The sequence below is a fragment of the Paenibacillus sp. FSL E2-0201 genome (assembly GCF_037963325.1).
In the GTDB taxonomy this organism is placed as follows: Bacteria; Bacillota; Bacilli; order Paenibacillales; family Paenibacillaceae; genus Paenibacillus_AQ.
In genome coordinates, this window is the sequence record NZ_CP150154.1 from 5,730,943 (window position 1) to 5,752,744 (window position 21,802).

Genomic DNA, 21,802 nt, shown 5'->3' on the forward strand with positions numbered 1-21,802 from the left:
TTGCCTAACTATAGCTCTTTTCAAGCGAATCCTGATAATCTACGAACGCTTATATTCGGACGGGATGCTTCGCTGATTGATCATCCGCTCACTACAGATCCAAGCGGAAATCTAACAACGATTATCCTAGATGGTACGATTTCCAGCGTGCTTGGCGCTACGATCACCGCGGGTACTTTGTCCTCCGCAGGTACAGTTACCAACATTCTTAACGGTACAATTACTAGCGTGCTCGGAGCCACAATTACTGCAGGTACTTTGTCCTCCGCAGGTACAGTTACTAACATTCTTAACGGGACCATTACTAGCGTGCTTGGTGCTACGATCACTGCGGGTACTTTGTCCTCCGCAGGTACAGTTACTAACATTCTTAACGGGACCATTACTAGCGTGCTTGGTGCTACGATCACTGCGGGTACTTTGTCCTCCGCAGGTACAGTTACTAACATCCTTGAGGGCACTATTACTAACGTGCTTGGGGCTACAATTACTGCGGGTACAATCACTAGTGTGCTTGGGGCGACCATAACAGCAGGTACTTTATCCTCCGCAGGTACAGTTACCAACATCTTAAACGGCACCATCACCAGCGTGCTCGGTGCTACGATCACTGCTGGTACTTTGTCTTCCGCAGGTACAATTACTAACATTCTCGAAGGTACCATCACCAGCGTGCTCGGTGCTACAATTACTGCGGGTACAATCACTAGTGTGCTTGGGGCGACCATAACAGCAGGTACTTTATCCTCCGCAGGTACAGTTACTAACATCTTAAACGGCACCATCACCAGCGTGCTCGGCGCTACGATCACTGCCGGTACTTTGTCCTCAGCAGGTACAATTACTAACATTCTCGAAGGCACCATCACCAGTGTGCTCGGTGCTACAATTACTGCGGGTACAATCACTAGTGTGCTTGGGGCGACCATAACAGCAGGTACTTTATCCTCCGCAGGTACAGTTACCAACATCTTAAACGGCACCATCACCAGCGTGCTCGGCGCTACGATCACTGCCGGTACTTTGTCCTCAGCAGGTACAATTACTAACATTCTCGAAGGCACCATCACCAGTGTGCTCGGTGCTACAATTACTGCGGGTACAATCACTAGTGTGCTTGGGGCGACCATAACAGCAGGTACTTTATCCTCCGCAGGTACAGTTACCAACATCTTAAACGGCACCATCACCAGCGTGCTCGGTGCTACAATTACTGCGGGTACTTTATCCTCCGCAGGTACAGTTACCAACATCCTTAACGGCACCATCACCAGCGTACTCGGCGCTACGATTACTGCGGGTACTTTATCCTCCGCAGGTACAGTTACCAACATCCTTAACGGGACTATTACTAGCGTGCTCGGCGCTACGATCACTGCGGGTACTTTGTCCTCCGCAGGTACAGTTACCAACATCCTCAACGGTACCATCACCAGCGTGCTTGGCGCTACGATTACTGCCGGTACACTAAGTAGTGTCACCTCTATTTCACAACGCAGCTTTATTGAACAGTCGACTACAGGCATTACGACTGCTAATACCTATACGCCTTTGCCAGCTGTTACTACGAGTGTGCTAGGAACGTATTCCTTCTTCATCAATAATACTGGGGCAAATCCAGTCAACACACGTGTAGAAATCAGTGCGGATGGAACAAATTATTTCGTCGATACAACGGGAGATAATCCTTTAGCAGCAGGTTCTGTCGATGTCATAGTACCAGCCAGATTCCTGAAATATACCCGCCTATCCTACCAATCAGCGAATTCAGGCTCTGCATCCACGATCAATGTAAGTTTCAATGCTCAGGGCACGTAATCCAGATGACCATCATATGTTGTAACAAGAAAAAGTACATGGATATCCATGTGCTTTTTCTTTGACTATAAGGACGCCGAAAATCGTTTATATTACAGCAGATCTACATATGTGGAACAAACACATAATGCCTTCCAAGGAGGAACAACCGTGAATAATATTACGCTTGGCGTCCACCTCATCGTAAAAGATGAAGCTGATCTCCTGCCCCACTGTCTCGCAAGCGTAGCTGGTGTTGACGAAATTGTGATGATCGATACGGGTTCTACCGACGAATCCATAGCTATAGCCGAAGCACACTGGGCTAGAGTCTTCCAACGCGATTGGACAGATGATTTTGCTGCAGCTCGTAATGAAGGGCTCGTTCATGCCTCAACGAATTGGATTCTAGTCCTAGATGCCGATGAGTGCCTGCGAAACCCACTTACAGAACTTCGCAGCCTCCTGCAGAACACACAAGCTCAGGCTTTTATAGTAAACATTGATAATTGGGTAGGCGTACTACCCGAAGATAAGGTAAAGCACAGTGCTGTTCGCTTATTCCGAAATGGACAGGGTTATCGTTATAGTGGAAGAATTCATGAGGGCATTGATACTTCAATCCTAAGCAAACATAACCTCTCAGCGATTGAACACAGTCAGCTTGAAATTATTCATTTTGGATATTTGCCTGAAATCATGGCACGAAAAGATAAAATCAACCGAAATAGGCACCTGCTGCAATTAGCTTTATCCGAATATCCAGCAGACCCGTTCCACTCCTACAATTTGTCAGTAAACTACTGCCAGGACGGTCAACTTCAGGAAGCGGAGACCTTGCTTCGTCAAACGCTCCAGCATGTAGCACTTGAAGCCTCCTATCGACCTACGATGATTAGAGGTCTCTGTAAAATTTATCATGCTCAAGGAAAAACAAATGCGATTGATCCCTTACTCTTGGTGGAACTGGAGCGTTATGACGACTACCCTGATCTGCATTTTTTATTAGGTCAATCTTTGGAGAGCCAGGGACTTTTGGAGCGTGCGCTATTAGCCTATCAACGTGCAGAGTCCATTCCTGAACATGAGGGACTTAGCGGAAAATATGTATGTGAGCAAGGAATGAGCACCTTTCGTCCGCTATACCATATGGGTTTAATTTCACAGCGGCTTGGACTTCAGGAAGATGCTGCGAGGTTTTTTCATCGTGCACTTCAACACCATGCTTTATATACGCCCGCCTTGCAGGGGATAGCTGCTGCTTTTCAACACCTAGCTGTACCCGATGAGGAAATAGCCACATTACTGATCCAACTCGTCCCGCCAACAACTCCAGCCAGTAGATCCGCGATCATCGACAGTTTATATCAGATAAATGCTTATGAGACTATTAGCACCTTATCCCGAGATGTTTTTCCATTGGAATTGGATACTGCAAAAGGGATCATCTCTTCACTCATCATCACCGGTAAACTGGAAGAAGCATGTACGGCTATAAGACAGATGATCTCACTTGCTTCCCAAGGTAACCATAGTTCAGAGTATCAAAAGCAGTGGTATACCCTTTGGGCCATTTGCCAATGGGAGCAATTTGGGGAATTCAAAAACGACCTGCTCATTCATACATCAGGTGAACTTCGTTCTGGACTGGAATACATTGCACGATGCCAACGACAACAAGAGGCATGTCCAATAGAAATAGAGGTAGATCACTTATATGCCTCACTCCTTTCAGACCTCATCGGGCAATCCGTAAAGCTGCATCAGCTCACACTTAGTCATACTTTAGTAGACCTGTTCCCTGCTTATCGATCTGAATTTGCCACAGCATTATATAAAGAAGGGAATTGGCAGGCCGCAGGAGAGGAATTTATTGTACTTGTTCGTGATAAGACCGCCGATGCAAGCGTGCTTTTTTATATTGGTGAGATGATCTTTGACAAAGGGCATTATTCCAAAGCCAGTGAATGGTTTCAGCAAGCACTGGAACAAGAGCCTGAGCATGAATCCGCAAGGATCGGCTTATCCCTCTGTTACCTTCAGCAAGCGAAGCTGAGTATGGAGGATGCTCTACAAAGCTTAAACGATCCCCCTGTTCATGGCCCGTTGCAGGAAGATATCAGAGCTATTCGTAAATCCATTTCCTTGCTGAATCGTACACCTTGGCACACAAAGTGGAGCTTCCGTCAGTGCGAAGGGAGGTCATCCTTATGAACCGTTCAAGAAAAAAGCCGTTAATTTCCTTATGTATGATCGTTAAGAACGAAGGAGACCACTTGAGTCAATGTTTAAAAAGCGTACGCGGAGTCGTTGATGAGATCATTGTAGTCGATACCGGGTCCACCGACTCTACCGTTCAAATTGCTCTTAGCTTCGGTGCTAACGTCATACACCACCCTTGGAGCGGCGACTTTGCCGCTGCCCGCAACGCAGGTCTTCAGCAGGCCCATGGACAATGGATTCTCGTTCTAGACGGAGATGAGGAACTGAGTGAGGAGAGCAAAGGAGAACTGCTGCTTTGCGCTGAGCATATGGAGTACGAAGCGTTTTTTCTACGCATTCATAATCATAAAGGGCTAACCGCCGCTTCACAGACGATCACCGTCAACCCGATTATTCGGATGTTCCGTAATCGCCCTAAGTACCGTTTTAGCGGGATCATCCACGAACAGATTGCTGAGGCCATCATAACAGCTACCCCCCAGGCACCGATGCATTTGACCACCATAATCATCCATCATTATGGTTACGCAGAAGGGGTAGTGGTCAAAAAGGATAAAATCAAACGAAATGTCGAGCTGCTACAAGAACAGCTAAGGCTAAATCCTAAGGATCCTTTTCACCATTTTAATATGGCCGTGGAGTATATGCGTCTTGGAGAGTATCAACCTGCTCTAAAACATATCCAACAAGCACTAGAAGAGGCACCGCCTGATACAAGTTACATCCACCTGCTGCACAAATATGAAATTCGCTCGCTTGCAGAATTAAAAGATTACCCTGGGGCACTTGCAGCCTGTGATCGTGGAATTAACGCACATCCAGATTATCCAGACTTAGCTCATATCAAAGGGGCTCTACTCTTACAATTAGGTGCCTTTGCAGAAGCCAAAGTAGCGTTGCTACAAGCGCTGGTCATCGGAGCTGCTCCTCCCGGCTACCATACTGAGGCTGGATTCGGTTCATATTTAACCTATTATATGCTGGGTCAATTATGTGAAGAGATGGGTGATGAGACCGAAGCCATTGCTTGTTACACCAAAACCGCACAGCTTCATCCCGAACCGACTCCCGTCATTGCACGGCTGCTGAGAGCCATGAAGTGTGCAGGTCGCGACAGTGAGATCTATGGTTGGTTCCACGCTCATCTAACAGATTACACACTGACTAAGAACAGGATTCTCCTAGAATTGTTACAGAGTGAGGGATGTAACGAAGCAGCCGCACAGCTGATAAATACCATGGAGCAACCAATAGCTAAAGAAGCGGCCTTTACTCAAGCTTCTCAACAGGGACGTTCACAGATTTTGTCAGCGGATCGTCTGCTTGCTTCACTGTCCTCTTCAGCTATCTACTCTCCAGCGGTCAAAAGAGTACGCCTCGCTCTTCCGTTTCCCAAAGTTTCAGAATAGGAGGGATGTTTCCCATGACCACCCCCGATATTACACTTTGTATGATCGTTAAGAATGAGGCGAACTATCTGGAGAAATGCCTGTCCTCTGTGCAAGGGATCGTGTCCGAAATTATCATCGTGGATACCGGGTCTGAGGATAATAGCAAAGACATCGCGCTTAAGTTTGGTGCAAAGCTTATCGATATGCCTTGGGAGAATGATTTTTCGAAAGCACGAAATCTAAGTCTGAAGCATGCAACTTCCCCCTGGATTCTGGTACTTGATGCAGATGAGGCTGTAGGTCATTGGAACAAGGAGCAGCTCCAGCACCTGCTGGGCGCAGCGCATATTCACGGTTATTGGCTGCCCATTATCCACTATATCGGTGATGCCCCTGAAGCGGATTTTGTTACCGATCATGTCTGTCGCTTGTTCAGAAACGATAAAAGAATCATCTTTCGTGGAATCATTCATGAGGAAACAGCTAGCAGCATTTGGGAGCTTTCTGAGGGGGAGATAGCTTTTGCTGAATTGCATATTTATCACTATGGTTATTTAGAGGATGAATTACAGCGCAAAAAAAAATACCAGCGTAATTTAGCTCTCATCAACAGTGGTCTGCAGCTTCAACCGAACCATCTAATTCTTCGTTATGCACTAGGGGCAGAGTATTATCAACAGGAACAATATCATGCAGCGGCAGATGTACTTCTCCCATTGCTTGCTGATGTTCCGACCCAATCCGGGTATGCCTCCGATATTTATCTAAAGACTGCCTATGCGTTACAACGATGTAACAGGCAGCAGGAATCTGAAGAGATCTTTCATGCGGGGAGCTTATTGTTTCCCGACTTCACTGATTTATTAGAAGGCTATGCCGCTTTGTTACTCGAACAAAATCAGCTCGGTAAAGCTAGACACTTCCTGCAGCAAGCCCTGAAGAGCGGAGATACAGCATATCGATATCCTTCTTCTTCGGGAAGCGGAACATATCGAACAGAACTACTGGCAGGCAGAGTGTGCGAGAAGTTATTTCTATATTTAAACGCGCGGAAACACTACGAGGCCGCTATACAATTCAAACCAAATTATACGGATGCGTGGAAACAGCTTGTCCCGCTAAGTCTGCTCTCTGGAGAGCGGTTAAGTTTGATCGCATTGACCCGCTGTCATATTCATGCCCTATCACCGATTACCTTAGGTTACCTTGTGCCTGCAGCGCTCAATGCTCGTGACTTTGAATGGTTGAACACGCTCTCTATTGCTTCACAGCTACCGCTTGCCGTTCAAACCATTGTGCAAACTTACCTTGTATGTACACAACAGCAAGACGGCTATCACACACTCCCACCGCTGGAACAGCTGCTTCACGATCCATCTGTCCTATCCGAACGTTCATCTATACTCGGTTATCTCTGGGCCTTGTCTTGCCGTGCTGGAGATACTGAATCAGCCATGCAGTGGCTTGTCTCCATATTGCCATACAGACCGGAGATGTTATCGATTCATCATATTTTAACAGGTCTTTCTGGCATTAAGCCCTCTCTTCCTGAACTGAGCTATGCTATACAATTGCTGCTTCAGGTCGGCGCTTGGGATAGTGTATTAACGCTTTATCGACAATCAGGCAGTTTTTCCTTTCAATGGTGCAAGCTGCCGCAGCCCCTATATTATGGATTGCTTGAAGCTCCTATCCCCGTAAAGAAACAGTGGTGCTCCATCTACGTTAGTCAAAACCCTCAATATAATACCTCGACGGACTGCGCCGAATGGCTATTATACATGGCAATAGCTTGCTCCTGTGGGGAAACGCCAAAGATCGCCCTATTAGATGAAATGGCTTTGCGCAAGATCGGGGGAACTACCGCTGCAGTGGGTCTCTCCTACTACAAGCTCATACTCGCGGCAAAAGCTTATCCCCATGGAATAACTACAGGTCAAATCCCATGGGGGCTCCTTGTCAGATCTGCCAGTCAGATTTAATCAACTGGCAGATTCGGATTTCAGAGCTCTTCCTTCCATTCAACCAAATGGGGCTGCTCATCTAGAATGGACTGGTATTGCTCCAGACTCCCCCAACGCCCTTCTGGATCAAGCTCCAGATAACGCGAATATTTACGATGAAGCTCTTCCGGCGAAACAGCCCACCCATAATGCTTCACACGTAATTCGGCAAGAAAGCCCGGCAATACAGAGTAGGAAAGCGGGAGCCTAGGCACATGATGATCCATTTTAGGGAAAAAGTAATGAAAATTCGGCAAATATCGGACAAGTGTACGAGTATGCTTCGTATGGATATTCCAATGTTCATCTTCACGATAATGGGTGGTGCCCCCCCAGAAATCAAATAGCCGGAAAGATACCCAGTCATACACATCCTGATCAATCAGCCGTCTCATCTCCCGTTTGGCTGCCTCTTCATAGAATTCATCAGCGTCCACAGACAGGAGCCAATCCGGATTCGTAGATACTGCCAAATTCCATAACGTCTGCCTTAACTGCCACTCACGATTAAATAAGGAGGTCTCCAGTGTCACAAGCTTCGTAACCTTGGCAAAAGAACGACAAAGCTGTGCTGTATTATCTGTACTTCCATCATCTACAATCACAATATCATCCACGAACTCGCTTAGTTCTTCAAGCACCTGCTCCAGATATCTGCCTGCTTCATTTCGAACCTGCATCATAGCCGTCAAGCGGTTACCTGCTGTTTTGCGGAGAGGCCATCTATGACTCATCCCTCCACTCTCCTTTTCAATCGTCTTATAGCCTCTTCTAGATCCGCCATCTCTGATAACAGCGGCCATGCCTGATTGTCTTTCCCTGCCGCATTCAAGAAGCTGCGTATAGCCTCATGTCTTCTGCCATGTAGCAAGTGTATTGTGCCATCTATAACCCCATCAACACTTCCCTCTAATTCTTGCTGAAGCTCTAGTGCTTTTTCCCATTGGAAGGTCCGAATATAATTTCGAATCAATAACAGCTTTGCCTCTGAGGTAGGAAGCGAGCTTAAAATCCGTATTGCCGCAGCCTCATCCTCATTCAAGCGGAAGAGCTCTGCTCGAACAAGTTCGTACTGCCCAGAGTGAAGCCAGCCCAGCAGCCTTTCCGCCTCCAGCTTCTCCTCAGCAGTAAACGCAGTAATCGTGTACTGTTGAACGGCTGTTTCCAAATCCCCCGTCTTACCCTCTATAGCCGAAAAAAAACGGAAATGCGAATGAAGACAATCTAAATATTCATATAACACCATGAGCTCAAAGGACTGCGCCAGATAACGGTTAGCTGCGGCATCCCCCAACAAGTAGAGATAGGAAGCTGCCAAGTAATGTACAACAGGTTGACTGGGTAACTTAGCACACATGGAAATGTAATAGTCCGCCCGCAACTCAAGCTGCATAGTAATCCAATCAGCAGATGACATAGATGAATCCTGCCACAAGTTCACTATGGCCTTCCTCCACAGCACCTCATAATCCGTGAGAAAATACAGCCGATCTCCCTGAAAGGTAACTCCGTAGGATTCCTGTTGATCCCCGCCGAGATAGATTACACCTTCCCTGCGTAGGCTCTGCTCTAGATATATTCGCTCGGATCGGGTGGCTGCAAGGTCGGCCTTTGCGCCTAGCAAACCGCTGTATTTTTCCCATAACCACTTATTTTCTTCTTCCGGACAACGTTCTAGCAGGGCCACTACATAGGCTGCCTGCAAGGAGAGAACCTCTGAAAGCCAATAAGGAGAAGAGACAAGAATCGTGTAATGCTTCATGTTCAGAGAATAAATATTTACAGCTGCAACTGCCTGGATCTGGCTATTAGTCTGCTGCTCAAGAGTCATCCGTCCAACAAAGCAGACCTCTTCCCGGTCGGGAAGAAGCTCTAGCAATCTTTTATATTCGTAATCCTCCCAAGAACCTCCGCTTAGAATTAGATATTTCATGGGTGTGCCTCCTTGGAATCGGACAAATCCCCAATATAGCCTGTTACCAGAGAGGCATTAGGGTGAAGCAGCAATTGACGGGAAGTAAACTTCCTATTGCTAATCATCCCTGGCACAATCCCTCCTTTGTAAGCAACACGTTCAAGTGGTAGAGTGAGCGCCGAATCTCCCCCTGCAAGCAAATGAACCCCAGCTTCCTCCATTTCAGTCGATAAACTTACGATCAGATCAGCGGAGCCTTGGGTTATGGCCTTCACCACCCGCTCAATATAACGTTTCTCATAATGGATAGAAGTGGACAAATACAGAATGATCTCACTCTCATATAATGCAGCTGCGTTCTTTAATGCCCGTAGCCATGCGTCCTCACCGCGAACTGTAATCACTACATCATGTTCACTAGCCGGAAACTCAGGAGCAGCGTCCACCAAAGTGTCTCTGATCCAAATCCAGCGAATATGCTTGTAGCTCTGCTGCTCCCGTGCAGCTATCCATTGCTCCTTCAGCTCATCACAATCCCAAGCTTCATCACCATACACTATGGCCGTTACCAAAGGAGAAGCTAAGGGTAGCCTGCCCAATGGTATAACCGGCTGAGGAATTTTTAAGGATTCAGCAGGCGGTACTAAATGTCCTTCGTTCTCTCCCCCGCTTTCAAGTGCCCATTTCTTGTAGTATGTCTGCCAGCCATCCGTCTGTTTAGATTCGTCCTTATTTCTCAGGTATCTATCCAGTGACTGAATAGCATGAACATACACAGCTTCACTCAGAGCCAGTTTCGCTCCAATCTGCCGCGCTCTAAGACACCAGTCAGCTATCATGAGATGCCGCGCTTGAAGCGAAGTGTCAAAGCCGCCAATTCGCTGAATCAATTCCTTAGTGAATAGAAGACAAGATCCGGTTAGCACTTCCATCTCGCGCCATTCTCCTTGATACCGCCCAAGACTGTAGCTTACATGCTCGGCAAATTCATGATGAGTACCAAAGTGAAGCCGTTTCTTCCCTTCCCCCCTCTCGGTAGAAGAACGCGGAGCAATGACTCTAACAGAAGCATCATCAAAGTGAGTCCACAGTAACTCACTTAACCAGCCCGGAGATACCATTATCGAATCTTCAACCAGAACAGCAAAATCGGTCTCGATATGGGCCAGAGCTAGGTTAGGCATATACTCCTCCTTCTCATAGGGTAGGAAGATCACTGGCTCCTCCGGTGAGAACTGTCCTGCTAATACCTCCATGGGGAAATCGGGGGTCATTGAAACAGCAATAATACGCACATCGGCTCCTGAATGAAGCAGCAGCAAGGGCAAACAGACCGTGGCACATTCCATACGGCTAAGCTCAACTACAATAGAAATCCCGTCATGACTAGGCAAGGGGAGAAGTCCGGCACGTTCTAGGAAACCATATCTCCCCGCCAAGCGTTCCACATTCAGCGATTCATGTGACATCAGGACTCACACTCCATTTATTTAAAGCTACTCTACCTATAGTCTATGAGCCGTGAAGCACGATATCCCTTAATTTCCTGCGTTTACACCTTTGTCGCCTTCTTCTGTATGAGTTCCACCCGTATTCGAGGAATTGGATGAAGCTGGCGATGGATTGCTATTCTCTTTACTATTCCCAGTGGCATCCGTGCTCTGATCTGATACTCCATTTTTATCTCCGCTTACAGAGGGTGCGGGAATAGCAATTCCCGGGGCACTGCTGCCATTAGCTCCGACTGGCTGACCCTGATTATCGTAGTAATACATTGGCACGTCTCCGACGACCATCAGATAAGACACAGGAATTTCCGTATCCACCACTTGGGGTTCCATATCAAAAGGAATAACCACCGCGACCTCCGTAACAATATGGATATAGACCTCGACTAAAATCATATTGATTCCGGCATTTTGCTGGCGAGTGCTGAGTTCAACCTTCACAGCACCTTGCGGTTCAATCTTGATCGGGATATCAGGTCCATAAGAGGCGATGAGAGGACTACCTAGTGCCTGACCGAGCGGAATATATTCTGTCTGATTATGCAAATCCTGCAACGTGGTCTGGATTACCTCTGCCGCTTGCGAAGTAATACGCATATGCTCCGCATAGTTCAGCATAAAGCCTGATATTTTCCCGTTCTTATCGGTCTTCCAATCAATCAGTTCCTCCGCATTTCCTCCATTCGCTACTTGTGAAGTAATCGCCTTATTTATCGACTCTGTTGCGATTTGCTTCACACGAATTTGCGCTAAATGCAAGATAGGTGGCTTCATGTGCAGTTCCACGTATCGCAGTGCTTGTAGCACAAGCACAATCAATACCAAGGATGCAATCAACCAAAATTTGCGCCGGCTTCTTGGCTTACGCGTGTTTCCACCAGAAACGGTCATCTTTCTCTCTGACCTACTGGACGATCTCATATGACTTCTACTTCGTTTAGCTTCAAAGCGTGAACTCTGTGGTCTTGCCGCTGCCCTACTAGGTTTTGACTTGAACGCGGAGCTTCTTCCAGAGAACCTCGGCGCCCCGCCCCCATTTATTTTTGGCAGCCGAAGCTGACCTAGATCAGGTAATCTTAGCCCTCGGTTCCCCCATTTTCTTAATCTCCCCATTGCGATAGTCCCTCCCACCTTACGTAGAGGTCAAGCCACCTCCACTTAGTTTAAGGTATTCGGAAAGAAGACAAAAAAGAAGAACGTTCCCTCCGGCGGACAATGCCAAAGAAACGTTCTTCATTCATTTGAAGATAAATTGAACATATAAAATTAGTGCATTCTACTCCGCTTATCTTCCTGCAGATGATCCCAGTGCCGCCGTACAAAGATACCGATTAGAACAGCGATAAACACGGCATACCAAGTAAGATAACCGTTCCATTCTTCCCTAGGGACAATTAAGCTTGATCCAATCGTACCGAATAGCCAAATGTAAGACAGATTTCCAAGCACTGTTCCCCAAATAAAAGATGATGCTTTAATCGGTGAAACAGCCGACATAAAATTGATCACATTGTTCGGAATAATGGGAATCGTACGTAGAAGCACCAAAGTCCAGATTCCATAACGATCCAAGTACCGTTGCCATTTGTCATAACGTTTCAGCTTAGATCTCCATTTTCGATCAAACCAATTGTACAGGTAACGCCGAATAAGGAAGTACATCAGTATACCACCTAAGTTACAAGCCAGCCAACTGATTAACATGCCTCCAACAACGTTAAAGACAGACACATGGAGGACAATCAAAATCACAAATGGAAAGAATCCTAATATACTCTGCAAAAGCGCCAACGGAATCGTCACAAATAAAATAGAGGGTCCACTAAGGCCAAGTGTTTGCAACAGCCAATCTATCCAGGTATTTATGGTCTCTGTCATGAAGCAGTCTCCTCTCTTGACTCCTTGCAGCAGCTGCCTCCTGATTTACTTCGCTAAAGCATAAGTGTAAGCATTAAAATATAAGAAAAATATATATGTTACTTTCCTTATATTCTCAAGAAAAACACCCCTTCCGGGGTGTTTTATTGAATGAGTTTGCTTATGAAGTGCATTTGTAAAGAACAGTGGTTAGCGTACAAGTTACACTTTTGTAATCCATTGATTCTTCACATCATACCACAGAATTCTATCTACTTACAATTCCACACCTTGAATCCATGCATTCACTTTATCTGGGTTGTTCTCCACCCAAGTCTTAGCAGCTTCCTCTGGTGACTTTCCGCCTTGAACCTCAACCATTACCTTTGCCATATCTTCAGCAGTCCACTCGAATTGATCCAAGAACTTATAGACATTCGGCATGTCATCTTTCAGACCTTGGCGAACCATCGTATGAATTTGCTCATCCGCACCATATACGCCTTTTGGATCTTCCAGATATTTCAGATCCATATTGGCAAACATCCAGTGTGGTGTCCAACCCGTTACAACAATAGGCTCGTTATTGTCATAGGCTTTTTGTAGCTCCTGAGCCATCGCTGCAGATGAACTTTCTAGCAGCGTGTAATCACTAAGACCATATTCCGCAATGGCCTTTTCAGTTGTCGTCATAATACCCGCACCCGGCTCAATCCCAATAATTCGATTGTTCAGTTTACCTGCCAGCTCACTGTTCTTCAAGTCTTCAATAGAATTGATATCCATGTACGCCGGAACAGCCAAACCCACTTTAGTGCCGTTCAAATTAGCACCTAAATCTTCGATTTTCGAACCATACTTCTCTAAATATGCTGCATGTGTGCTTGGTAGCCAAGCAGCAACCATCGCATCCGCACTACCGTCAGCAACCCCTGCCCACATTGGGCCAGCATCCACCTGCAGCATTTCAACAGTAGCTCCAAGCTTAGTTTCAAGTACTTCCTTCACTACATAAGTACTTGCGATTTCTGAATCCCATGCCACATAAGCCAGTTTTACCTTTTCTTTACTAGTGGATGAACATCCAGCAATAACAGTGATCATCATGACCACTAACAGGAATATACCTATATTTTTTTTCTTCATATTTATTCAAAACCCCTATCTCTGTTTTGGTTTTAGTGCGTTTTGCGTTAAGCGGTCGAGTAGAATAGCTATAATAACGATAGCAATCCCCGCCTCGAACCCATCTCCTGTCTTAGCCTGCGATACCGCACGGTATACATAAGCACCTACACCTTGCGCACCAATCATAGATGAGATGACAACCATCGAGAGTGACAACATAATCGTCTGATTGACACCTGCCATAATCGTTGGCAGCGCGATCGGCAGCTGCAATTTAACCAGTTTCTGAGTAGGTGTTGAACCGAAAGCATCAGCTGCTTCTACTAGCTCCTCTGAAACCTGACGAATACCGAGATTGGTCAAACGAATTGTCGGTGGGATCGCAAAGATGATCGATGCAATTACACCTGGAACTACGCCAAGCGAGAAAAACGATACCGCTGGTAATAAATACACAAACGCCGGCATCGTCTGCATAAAGTCCAAAATTGGCGTAACTGTGTTTCTAACTGCATTCCGCTGCGCACATAAAATACCAATCGGTACGCCGATCAACACAGCCAATATCGAGGCGGTTAGAACAAGGGCTAAAGACTGCATCGAAGGTCCCCATAATCCGAGATTATCGATTAAGAGCAGTCCAATTACCGCAAATAAAGCCATGCGCCATTTCCCAATCCAATAAGACAACGCTGCAATAAGTACGATAAGCACTAATGCAGGCAGGAACGTGAGCGCACCTTCAATCGCAGAAACCATCCCGCCGATAATCGTAGCGATAAAATCGAACAAGGGACCGCAATACGTCGTTAGCCAGTTTTCCAACCACTCGAGTGCCTTTCCTAAAGGCAGTTTTGGAATGTCCATTATGATCCTTCTCCTTCCGGTACCGCGTTACCCGCGAGTGCGGAAAGAACGGCTCCCTTAATCACAATGCCTTTTAATCTATCCGCTTCATCTACGACGGCTACAGGCAAATGTGTCTCAGATATTAGCTCAAAGAAATCATTAAGCAGCGTTTCTGGATGTACACGAGGAATCTCCCGCCGCGTAACCTCTAAGATGGACTTATTATCTTTTAGTGCCTGTGCCGCATCCTCAGCTGTAATAACTCCCAGGAGCTTATTTTCTTTGTCTACCACATACAGGCTGAATATGCCGCTGTCTCGCATCAATTGAAGTGCTACACGAGGTCCGCGCTCAGGTCTAACCGTTTCCGGTTGCCGCATCACATGCGCTGCAGTCAACACCTTGGACAAGTCCACATCCTCCACGAAACGCTCTACATATTTATTGGCAGGTTGGATGAGAATCTCTTCCGGTGTACCAATCTGAACGATAACTCCGTCCTTCATCAGTGCAATCCGATCACCAATCCGCAAAGCTTCGTCTAGATCATGAGTGATGAACACAATCGTCTTCTTCACTCTGGACTGCAATTCCAGCAGCTCCTGCTGCATGTCTTTTCGAATAAGCGGATCCAGTGCACTAAATGCTTCATCCATGAGCAGGATATCAGGGTCATTAGCCAGTCCTCTAGCTAGTCCCACACGCTGCTGCATTCCTCCGCTAAGTTGATCCGGGCGATGATTCTCCCAGCCCTTCAGACCAACTAAATGCAATGCCTCCATGGCCCGTTCAGTTCTCTTCTTTTTATCTACGCCCTGAACCTCAAGTCCGTATTCCGCATTCTCCAGTACCGTCCGATGTGGAAACAATGCGAACTTCTGAAACACCATGCCGATGTTCTTGCGCCGAAATTGACGCAGCTCCTCCGGGTTCATTTTAACGACGTCTTTTCCTTTAAAAAGAACTTGTCCCCCTGTAGGCTCAATCAAACGGTTCAACAAACGAACCAACGTTGACTTACCGCTGCCGGACAACCCCATAATTACGAATATTTCTCCTTCTTCAATGCTGAATTCGGCTTTGTTGACTCCGACCGTCAACTTCAATTCCTGAGCGATCTTTTCCTTCGACCACCCTTGCTCTAATAATGGAATCGCCCGTCCCGCATCATGACCGAATACTTTGGTTAGCTTTTTCACCTCTATAATAGCCATGCTGTCCTCCTTCTCCCGAAGATATATCCGGGTTTAGTTCACTTATAGTAGTGTACCGGACTATTGAAAATTCATGCAAACACCATATTCGGATAAAATTTAGTGTACAGTTTTAACTTTACGTACTTTACGTATAGCATACTCTGTTTTACACCAAATTCCTTTCTTCATGATTTCTTTACTTATGGAGGGGGATTTGATTACAATACATTGTATAAGGTTGCAGCAGTCTATCGACCTATTCCTCAGGAGGGACATCATGAACGATTTAGAAGGGTTAACACCCGAACAAATAGAGAAGATTAGTAAGACACGTGAACGTGTGATAGACTCTATCGGTAAAAATATGGACCTATACGGCATAACTTTATCTATTGGGCATTTATACGGTTATATGTATTTTAATCAAGGTCCAGTGACACTAGATGAACTAAGCAAAACAATGGGAATGAGTAAGACGTCCATGAGTACGGGAGTCCGTACCCTCCTAGATCTGAAAATGATCGACAAAGTTTGGGGGAGAGGGACTCGCAAAGACCTGTTTACCACTGTGCCTGACTGGCATCAGAACTTCAGTGATTACTTCTCTATTAAATGGAGAAAAGCCGTTGAAGGAAATATGATCTCACTAGCGAAATCACTTGCAGAAATTAGCGATATGAAAAAAGAATATAGTGACGATAGTAAACTTATGCAGCTCTTAAATACAGATGAAGAGAAGATTACCGAATCCATTAATTACTACCGCTGGTTGCTAAAATTAATTGAATCCTTTGAGAATGGTAAGATCTTCGAATTTATCCCTAAAGAAGAATCTTAATTCCATGCAAAAAAACGACAGTGCTCCTGTAAAAAGGAAAACACTGCCGTTTTTTTTCGTTTAACCTTCGATTAAGCTTACATCATCCAAATAAATCGTGCTGCCCGCACTAATTTCACTATTCGTCTCCGTACTGTTCCCGTCAATAAGCCCAAGTAAAAATACCAGATGAGCCCCTGCGTCTGTCGCACCGTTCATGGTAAATGTATAGCTGAATTCTTTCATGTTCTGGGTCAGAGCTACAAGCTCCGCTTCCATATATTTGGTATAGTCCCCGCCTTTATGCTCCACAGCTACCTGAATATTGCGGTTTACACTAGAACGGGCCTTAAACTTCAAGGTGTACGTCTTTCCCTGAACAAGCTTCAGATTTTCGTAATCCACTTGTGCGCTATAGGCAGCTTGCCCTGTACCTGTCAGGTCTATCGCAAATTCCCCATCTTTTACAGTAGCAGTACCAGTTCCATCAAAATACTGGCTCCACCCTTTGGAATCCACATCAAAGTTTCCATTATCCAGCTTGCCGCTTGGCGGCGTCACCGGCGGACCACCTTGTACCTCCCGTACCACTATATCGTCAAAAGAAATCGTGTGGGGCGTACTGTTAGCCGAAGGATCAGCGCCCAGCGTTTTACCGATCAGATAATTCAGCTGCAACGGATTGCTGTTCGATACCGTGAATTGTGCTGTATAAGTGGCCCAATCGGCAGTAATATCAAACTTAGCCTGAGCGGAAGCTGCAGAAGTTTTGGAGTATTCTAGGATGATCTGCCGCGGAACCGTTGATTTCGCCTTAAAGCTCACCTCATACGTTTTTCCGCCTTCCAGCGGGATACCCTCTTGGTAAAATTGTGTATGCCACGCCTCCCATCCTGCCGACGTAATCGAGATTTCTGCCACGCCATCCTTCACATCAAACGCAGAAACACCGCCTTCTCCAGACCATGTAGACCAACCCGTTTTCCCACTGCCGAACGAGCCATTTATGACTAGATTGTTATCGTTAGCAAGTATTGTCTGAAGCACCAATCCATTTGCGTAATGGTCAGCTTCTACAGTGATTGCATAGCTGCCCTCGTCTGGAAATACTGCTGCAACGACGGTGATTTTCCCAGGCTCAATGGTGTATTGTTCAGGTTCAAGAGTTACACCATTAACCTTCACTGCAACAATTTTCTTTCTCCAATCCTCATGGTCTATGAAGGTTAGCTCAATCGGCTGCGACACTCTATTATTCGTACTGTCGCTACTTAATTCCTGAGGTTTGGCAGGTGCATTTTTAATTTCAAATTTAACATTATCGATGATAATATCATGGCTTTGGGCAATACTAACACCCTCCACTTTACCAAGCAGAAATTTTAGAGACAGGGTGTCCTTGCTGCCTTGACGGAATTCGAATCTGTAATGATTCGTTGCTGGTGTAAGATCTACAATTTTTGAAAACGAAGCCTGATAAGACGCATTCTCAACATTCACTTGGATTTTCCGGGCTACAGTTGAGCTGGCGTCAAACTCTAGCACATAATCTATTCCACTGGCAGCTTTCAAATTATTTTGAAATAACATCACGGAGTATGGCTGACTACCCGTATTCGTAATGCTAAATTTCGCTGTACCCTCTGCCGCGGTAGCATTGCTCTGTCCACCCTGTTCTGTCAATAGCCGGTCCCAGGCATTAAATCCGGCGCTGAATTCCCCATTCACCAGCGGGTAGTAGACAAGCGATGGATCATAATAAAAGCTCGTGCGCAGCAATTTGAAGTTATCCAAGATGACTGTATCCGTAGCACCATTCAGAAGTAATACGAATTGTCCCTCATGATCTGTTGTACCTGCAAGGTTAGTGAAGACAGCTTTAATTTCTTGTTCACCTTGAGCTAAGTTAACCGATTGCTGCGCATGTACGCTGCCGTCTTTTCCAAGTAGCTGAACTGTGGCTGTACGTTCGGAGGATACGCCAGCATTAAAAGTAATTTCATAATCTTGACCTTGTATGAGCTGGATTCCCTTCTGAAGCAATCGAACTTCACCACTTTCACTACCGCCAATCTGCAGTTTCAGCTTGCCTTTGTCATTTACATTAGCATTAGCCGTTGCACCATTGACTGTTTCTACGTGCCAATAGCTCATCCGATTTACCTCTCCAAGATCAAAAGTACCATTGTACAGATGATTACCGCTACCGAGCGGTGTCTTCACACCATCATGATCAAATGGAATACTATCTACTTCTTCCAGACGAACATTCCCTAACCAAACAGGTGAAGCGTTAGTACCCATGTTGAACTCTATTCGTGCTGCAATATCAGAGTTTTCCTTCATCTGAAACATTGTTTCGTAATGAGTCATTTCGGAAGTCAGCTCTGCCTTAAGCGCTGGAGAATAAGCGGCAAAGCCACGTGATTCTCCCCCCGTTAATTTAACGCTAATATTACGTGATACGTCAGTTTTCGCATCAAAGCTGAGCTTATAGAATCTGCCTTTAGCAACGGATACGATTGCTTGAGGTTGTACGGAGTAGGCATTTCCTCCAGCATTATTGATATTTACCTTTACGAAGTTTTGTCCCCCTATCGGTACCGTGGAGACTGTAGCATCAGCACCAGGTTCTTTAAACAAAACCCAGTGTGAAGTATTCGGTATGCCCATCCCATCATCTCCTGGAACCTGCTCCGTGAAGTTGTTGTTATAGACAAGATTGCCGTCAGGAAGTGCTAGCTTTGAGCCTTCCAAGTAAGGTTCCTTGTCCAGTGTTATTGGCACCGGCTCACGATACTCACGGCCTGTCAGTTCATAGACTCTGACATAATCAACCTGCATTGATTTTGGAAACACGGTTTCTGGTGTTGGATCACCATCAAAGTTGCCGCCAACAGCCAGATTTAACAGCAGGTGGAACTCCTGATTGAACGGTGCTGGATAAGCATTATTCGCAGGCTGGCCATTGCTGATGCTGTACCAGTCATTTTTAGTCAAGAACAGCTCACCATCTACATACCAGCGAATTTCTCCCGGTTCCCACTCAATGGAGTACGTATGGAATTGTTCTATCGTGGAGCCTTCCGGGAATACATACTCTTTACCAGAGTACACATTGTTAGGCCATTCGCCGCCGTAATGAATAGTGCCCGCTACCGTATTAGGACGGCTGCCCCAACCCTCCATAATATCAAGCTCTCCAGAGGAAGCCCAAGTCCCGTATTCGTAGTTCTCCGGCAGCATCCAAATCGCCGGCCAGTATCCTTTTCCGGTAGGTGCTTTTGCCCGAATCTCAAATTTACCATATTTCTTGCTGAACAAACCTTTCGTTTTAAGTCGCGAAGAAGTGTACTCCTTGCCACTTACTGCTTCTTTACGCGCGGTAATCACTAGATTACCATCCTGTACCTTTGCGTTCTTCTCATCACTTGTATACCATTGCTTCTCGTTGTTGCCCCAACCTGGATTGTTAAATTGTGAGCCGTCTCCAAGGTCATAGGTCCATTTCGTAGGATCAATGGTCCCATCATTGAATTCATCTCCCCAAACCAGCGTCCATGGATCGTTAGTTGGTGTTGGACCTCCATTACCAGAACTGCTTGAGGCTGAAGTTGCTACTGGCAGCGTCGTTTTACCAGTGTTTCCTTTTTTCACTGGCGAACCGCCAATCGTTACTCCATCGGCCTTGTTATCTATTGAGGTTACGCTTCCGCTGCCTTGAATCGCAGTGCCTCCAGCACTCGCAGTCAGGATTAACGCGGCCACCTGTGCATTGTTCTCCAGAGTCAATTGCGTTGAACTGCCCACCGTAAGACTGGCAACAGTTCCTGAGATTCTTAGCAAAGAACCGCTGACTGCTGAGTCTCCCGAGCTAACCGTGGCAAATCCCCCGCGAAGTACGATATTGTGAGGGACAGCGTTTATTACAATATCTCCAAAGCCTGCCCCCGTAAGATCGCTGCTCTCTTCCAAGATAGCTCCGGATTGCAGCTGCACAGTACCCACAGTTGTTGACCCGCTGGCATAAATTCGCAACTTGCCATTAGGCTTGGCTACTTGGAGCGGTCCAAGAGAAGCATTGTTTAAGCCAATACTCTGCTCGCCGCCACCTCGTACAAACGTAGCTCCTGTTACCTTTACACCTTCAAGCTTCGCATTCCCTTCGGCAATCCCCTCGGTTAAATACAGATTGCCTTGAATAACAGTATCTTTAAGAATCACATCGGCATGATTAATGACTACATTGCCCTTTACTGTTCCAAGCGAAGTCTCTCCAGATTTTAAGATGAGTCCCGAAACCATTCGATCAGCAAGCTGAGCAAGCTCTGCACGTGTAATTCCGCCCTCAGGCTTAAACAAACCTCCAGGATAACCTTTAATAAAGCCAGCACTAGATAGCGCTGCTATAGCTTTTGCAGTTTCATCACTCACTCCGTTCAGATCAGTGAATACCGCTGTACTGCTTTTGTCCGTATTGAAACGAAATACTTTCTCTAAGGATAGCGCCGCTTCAGCGCGCGAAAGCGCACGTGAAGGATAGATCTTGTTATTCTGATCACTGCTTAAATATCCAGCAGCAATCCCTTTGGCAATATCACTTTTATACCAGTCTGTAGCCGAGACATCCACTGGGAGCTTATCCGTTTGCTCTTGATAATTAAATATACGATTCATAATAACCGCGAATTCTGCCTTCGTGACTTCCTTGCCCGGTCGAAACGACCCATCATCATATCCACTTATAATCCCATTTTCGCTCCATCGCTGTAATGGACCTGCAGCCCAATGACTTGGAGATACATCCGTAAACGCTTTCAACACATCGATTGCTGTACTTCCCACTTTCGTTACCGCTGAATCAGGTGAGTTTACCTTTAATGCCTCTGCCGCTGAAGCAGTCATGCTCCCAACCGGTGATAGCAGCCCGGTGACAAGGAGCATAGCAGCTACTGCTGCTGTGAAATTCCTCTTCATCCTAAACATCACTCCTCGAATTTCGTAATATTCGTAATTCAAGCGAAGAATCGAAATCGGTTTCGACAATGCTATTGTTGCTTAGATTTCCATATTTGTAAAGATATAATTTTGAATTTTTTTACATTATTCTTTCGGAAT

At 46.0% G+C, this 21,802-nt stretch carries 14 protein-coding genes; 5 read left to right on the forward strand and 9 right to left on the reverse strand.

The features are described from left to right. The 4 genes from NSU15_RS25790 to NSU15_RS25805 all read left to right on the forward strand — a co-directional run bounded on the left by NSU15_RS25790 (position 1) and on the right by NSU15_RS25805 (position 7,393). Positions 1 to 1,818 carry a DUF6385 domain-containing protein gene (locus NSU15_RS25790; RefSeq protein WP_339288043.1) on the forward strand — a complete coding sequence of 606 codons (1,818 nt, stop codon included), beginning with the start codon at positions 1 to 3 and terminating at the stop codon, positions 1,816 to 1,818. A 150-nt stretch (positions 1,819 to 1,968) separates the two neighbouring features. After that, entirely contained in the window at positions 1,969 to 4,011 is a 2,043-nt protein-coding gene (locus NSU15_RS25795; protein WP_339288045.1) for a glycosyltransferase, read from the forward strand. Continuing rightward, entirely contained in the window at positions 4,008 to 5,429 is a 1,422-nt protein-coding gene (locus tag NSU15_RS25800) for a glycosyltransferase (RefSeq protein ID WP_042130936.1), read from the forward strand. The genes NSU15_RS25795 and NSU15_RS25800 overlap by 4 nt, the downstream gene beginning before the upstream one ends. A 14-nt stretch (positions 5,430 to 5,443) precedes the next feature. Continuing rightward, positions 5,444 to 7,393, forward strand: coding sequence for a glycosyltransferase (locus NSU15_RS25805; protein ID WP_076121207.1), 1,950 nt, complete (start codon positions 5,444 to 5,446; stop codon positions 7,391 to 7,393). A 20-nt stretch (positions 7,394 to 7,413) separates the two neighbouring features. Here NSU15_RS25805 and NSU15_RS25810 read toward each other — a convergent pair whose 3' ends face one another. From NSU15_RS25810 to NSU15_RS25845, 8 genes are all read right to left on the reverse strand, one after another. Then, the gene (locus NSU15_RS25810; RefSeq protein ID WP_042130937.1) at positions 7,414 to 8,148 is read right to left on the reverse strand and encodes a glycosyltransferase; all 735 of its coding nucleotides are present in this window, start codon (positions 8,146 to 8,148) and stop codon (positions 7,414 to 7,416) included. Next, positions 8,145 to 9,347: a hypothetical protein gene (locus NSU15_RS25815; protein WP_339288046.1), complete on the reverse strand. Its 1,203-nt coding sequence runs from the start codon at positions 9,345 to 9,347 to the stop codon at positions 8,145 to 8,147. Before NSU15_RS25815 ends, NSU15_RS25810 begins: the two co-directional genes overlap by 4 nt. Continuing rightward, positions 9,344 to 10,798 carry a hypothetical protein gene (locus NSU15_RS25820; protein ID WP_076121210.1) on the reverse strand — a complete coding sequence of 485 codons (1,455 nt, stop codon included), beginning with the start codon at positions 10,796 to 10,798 and terminating at the stop codon, positions 9,344 to 9,346. The genes NSU15_RS25815 and NSU15_RS25820 overlap by 4 nt, the downstream gene beginning before the upstream one ends. A 69-nt stretch (positions 10,799 to 10,867) precedes the next feature. Next, entirely contained in the window at positions 10,868 to 11,728 is an 861-nt protein-coding gene (yunB, locus tag NSU15_RS25825) for a sporulation protein YunB (RefSeq protein WP_076121212.1), read from the reverse strand. A gap of 375 nt (positions 11,729 to 12,103) precedes the next feature. Beyond that, positions 12,104 to 12,715 (reverse strand): VTT domain-containing protein, encoded by a 612-nt coding sequence (locus NSU15_RS25830; RefSeq protein WP_076121214.1) that lies wholly within the window; start codon positions 12,713 to 12,715, stop codon positions 12,104 to 12,106. Positions 12,716 to 12,970: 255 nt separating this feature from the next. Further along, entirely contained in the window at positions 12,971 to 13,840 is an 870-nt protein-coding gene (locus NSU15_RS25835; protein ID WP_042130942.1) for a glycine betaine ABC transporter substrate-binding protein, read from the reverse strand. A gap of 15 nt (positions 13,841 to 13,855) precedes the next feature. Beyond that, positions 13,856 to 14,689, reverse strand: a complete 834-nt coding sequence (locus NSU15_RS25840; RefSeq protein ID WP_042130943.1) for a proline/glycine betaine ABC transporter permease — start codon at positions 14,687 to 14,689, stop codon at positions 13,856 to 13,858. Next, a complete protein-coding gene (locus NSU15_RS25845) occupies positions 14,689 to 15,885 on the reverse strand; it encodes a glycine betaine/L-proline ABC transporter ATP-binding protein (RefSeq protein WP_042130944.1) in 1,197 nt (398 codons plus the stop codon). Before NSU15_RS25845 ends, NSU15_RS25840 begins: the two co-directional genes overlap by 1 nt. Before the next feature lie 259 nt (positions 15,886 to 16,144). Between NSU15_RS25845 and NSU15_RS25850 the strand changes: the two genes are divergently transcribed. Then, the gene (locus NSU15_RS25850; protein ID WP_042130945.1) at positions 16,145 to 16,705 is read left to right on the forward strand and encodes a transcriptional regulator; all 561 of its coding nucleotides are present in this window, start codon (positions 16,145 to 16,147) and stop codon (positions 16,703 to 16,705) included. Between the two features lie 60 nt (positions 16,706 to 16,765). On the opposite strand, the gene NSU15_RS25855 is transcribed toward NSU15_RS25850, so the two are convergent. Continuing rightward, positions 16,766 to 21,661 carry a carbohydrate binding domain-containing protein gene (locus NSU15_RS25855; RefSeq protein ID WP_339288048.1) on the reverse strand — a complete coding sequence of 1,632 codons (4,896 nt, stop codon included), beginning with the start codon at positions 21,659 to 21,661 and terminating at the stop codon, positions 16,766 to 16,768. Between the last annotated feature and the right edge of the window lie 141 nt (positions 21,662 to 21,802).

Coding starts and splice junctions, on each gene's coding strand:
- NSU15_RS25800 (WP_042130936.1), top strand. CDS start 4,008: ATGAACCGTTCAAGAAAAAAGCCGTTAATTTCCTTATGTATGATCGTT.
- NSU15_RS25805 (WP_076121207.1), top strand. CDS start 5,444: ATGACCACCCCCGATATTACACTTTGTATGATCGTTAAGAATGAGGCG.
- NSU15_RS25810 (WP_042130937.1), bottom strand. CDS start 8,148: ATGAGTCATAGATGGCCTCTCCGCAAAACAGCAGGTAACCGCTTGACG.
- NSU15_RS25815 (WP_339288046.1), bottom strand. CDS start 9,347: ATGAAATATCTAATTCTAAGCGGAGGTTCTTGGGAGGATTACGAATAT.
- NSU15_RS25820 (WP_076121210.1), bottom strand. CDS start 10,798: ATGTCACATGAATCGCTGAATGTGGAACGCTTGGCGGGGAGATATGGT.
- yunB (WP_076121212.1), bottom strand. CDS start 11,728: ATGACCGTTTCTGGTGGAAACACGCGTAAGCCAAGAAGCCGGCGCAAA.
- NSU15_RS25830 (WP_076121214.1), bottom strand. CDS start 12,715: ATGACAGAGACCATAAATACCTGGATAGATTGGCTGTTGCAAACACTT.
- NSU15_RS25835 (WP_042130942.1), bottom strand. CDS start 13,840: ATGAAGAAAAAAAATATAGGTATATTCCTGTTAGTGGTCATGATGATC.
- NSU15_RS25840 (WP_042130943.1), bottom strand. CDS start 14,689: ATGGACATTCCAAAACTGCCTTTAGGAAAGGCACTCGAGTGGTTGGAA.
- NSU15_RS25845 (WP_042130944.1), bottom strand. CDS start 15,885: ATGGCTATTATAGAGGTGAAAAAGCTAACCAAAGTATTCGGTCATGAT.
- NSU15_RS25850 (WP_042130945.1), top strand. CDS start 16,145: ATGAACGATTTAGAAGGGTTAACACCCGAACAAATAGAGAAGATTAGT.
- NSU15_RS25855 (WP_339288048.1), bottom strand. CDS start 21,661: ATGAAGAGGAATTTCACAGCAGCAGTAGCTGCTATGCTCCTTGTCACC.